This is a genomic window from Streptococcus sp. DD11 (assembly GCF_001578865.1).
GTDB lineage: Bacteria > Bacillota > Bacilli > Lactobacillales > Streptococcaceae > Streptococcus > Streptococcus panodentis.
Genome location: NZ_KQ969393.1, coordinates 274,749 through 276,767, shown reverse-complemented (window position 1 = coordinate 276,767; position 2,019 = coordinate 274,749). Strand labels below are relative to the sequence as shown.

Annotated in this window: 2 protein-coding genes and 1 pseudogene; all 3 read left to right on the top strand. The window is 32.8% G+C overall.

All coding sequences use genetic code 11. The features are described from left to right. Positions 1-283 precede the first annotated feature (283 nt). Positions 284-823: a 4'-phosphopantetheinyl transferase family protein gene (locus tag STRDD11_RS04630; RefSeq protein WP_128835853.1), complete on the top strand. Its 540-nt coding sequence runs from the start codon at positions 284-286 to the stop codon at positions 821-823. 67 nt (positions 824-890) lie between these two features. Further along, a complete protein-coding gene (locus STRDD11_RS04625; protein ID WP_128835851.1) occupies positions 891-1,535 on the top strand; it encodes a TetR/AcrR family transcriptional regulator in 645 nt (214 codons plus the stop codon). A 60-nt stretch (positions 1,536-1,595) separates the two neighbouring features. Then, a pseudogene (locus tag STRDD11_RS14170) lies at positions 1,596-2,019 on the top strand (hypothetical protein); the annotation flags it as partial.

Below are 2,019 nucleotides of genomic sequence, written 5' to 3'. Positions count from 1 at the left end.
AAGTAAAGATGAACTGCTTTTAACTTTTCCTCAACGGAGGTTTGACTTCTTTTGGACATATGAAAACTCCTCTTATAGCTTCTAGTGAATTTTTGTTTTTTCACTGTCCACTATAAGGGGAGTATATCAAATAGATGGGGTGGTTTTTATGTTCCTTGCGGTTTAAACAGGGTGGGCTAGGCTAGTCATCTCGGTTGTCCTTGCTGTCTGGCTATTTGCAAATAAAATACGCGATTACATTTGCTGCGACAGCAAGTAAGATCTCTAGGAATTGGCTCTTTTTATGTGCTATGATCTTTCTCTATATTCCGCCTTATTAGTTAGAATGCAACTAGCAAAATCACAATCTTGTTCCCCAAACTTTCTAAATTTTTCAACTAACCAGTTTGGTAAACCTGTTTCTTTAACTTTTCCTAAAATTAAATTTAGCTTGTCACATTCTCATAAAAAAATTTTATTATGTACATCTACCAGTCAAGAAATTGGATGTGATATTGAATTTATTCAAAATAATTTACAATCTATGATGCCACTTGATTTGTTTCATTCAGATGAGTGTAAGTTTATTTTTGCTGAGAACAACGAAAAAATTATCAACAAACGTTTTTTCGAAACATGGACAAAAAAGGAAGCTTATTTTAAAAGAATTGGAACTGGTTTAACCCCTGAAACGGAGCATATAAGTACTCTATCTCTACCAAATTCTATCTTTTATTCTTGGGAAGAAGATGGGTATCGTTGTTCAATCAATTGTGAAAATCCGGAAAAGACAACAAAGCATTATATGGAGGAAGAAGATGTCATCTCTTTTTTTAAAATTTAATTCATTGACATAAAAGATAAAACAGATTATAATTAAACCAACAGTTTAATTTATTGGAGGTGATAAAATGGGTAGAAGAAAAAAAGAGCCCGCAGATGCCCATAGAAAAACAATTTCAGAAGCAGCTAATACTCTTTTTACGAGTAATAGTGTAGAAGCTACGACAATGGATAATATCGCAAAATTGGCTGGTTACAGCAAGGCAACTCTCTATGTTTATTTTGCGAACAAAGAAGAGATATTCTTTTATTTAGTTTACCAACACACAAAACAGCTCTATCAAGATATTCAGAATATTATTTCTAATTCTCCTGATAACAAAGAGGATTGGACAAATAATTATCTGAAAATTTGTTTTGCTATTTCAAAGCTTTGTGAAAACTATCCAATTTATTTCGATGGAATGATTGGAAACATTAATGTGGATATACATTCAGAGTCTACTCCCAATGTATATCGAGAAATTTATCAGCTAGGGTTAGATCTTAATAAACTCATTGGACTTATTATCGAGGACGGTATCAAACTTAATTATTTGCATTCTAACTTAAACGTTAATCGAGTTGTCATGTTTTTATGGAGTGCACTCTCTGGTATTGTTCGGATGTTTCAAAACAAAAAAGAATACTATCAATTACTCGGGTTAGATAATAGTGAGTTTCTAAAAGACGAGTTTTTAGCTTTACTTGAGTATTATAAAAAGAAAGGTTGAGTATAAATGAAAAAATACATTTTGTTCCTCTTATTACTGATTATTTCCGGAGGTTGTCTCATGATTTTTAGTATTGGAAGCCCCGCCAAAGTAGAGTCCAATTTGGCATTAAAAAATATCCCCTCGGATATGGAAAATGTTCTTTATCTTGCTTCGTTTGCAGCAAACTCACACAATGCTCAAAGCTGGAAACTAAGAATATCCCACTCAAACAAAACAATAGAGCTTCACCTTGATGAGAAGCGATTGTTAGATGTTGTTGACCCTGAAAATCGGGAATTATATATTTCTTTGGGTTGCTATATAGAATCCCTTCAAACATCCTTTCAAGCTTATGGTTATGAAATGATTACTCAAGATATTGCTCCTAATAAAGAAAACCATTATCAGGTTGCCATTATTTCTTACAAAAAGAAAGAAAACTCTAAGCCAAATCAAGAGACAATTGACATTATCCAGCAGCGACATACCGATAAGAGGAAGT

Bases quoted from the DNA above. Each gene is read 5' to 3' on its own strand.
- STRDD11_RS04630 (WP_128835853.1), top strand. From the start codon at position 284: ATGTGCTATGATCTTTCTCTATATTCCGCCTTATTAGTTAGAATGCAA.
- STRDD11_RS04625 (WP_128835851.1), top strand. From the start codon at position 891: ATGGGTAGAAGAAAAAAAGAGCCCGCAGATGCCCATAGAAAAACAATT.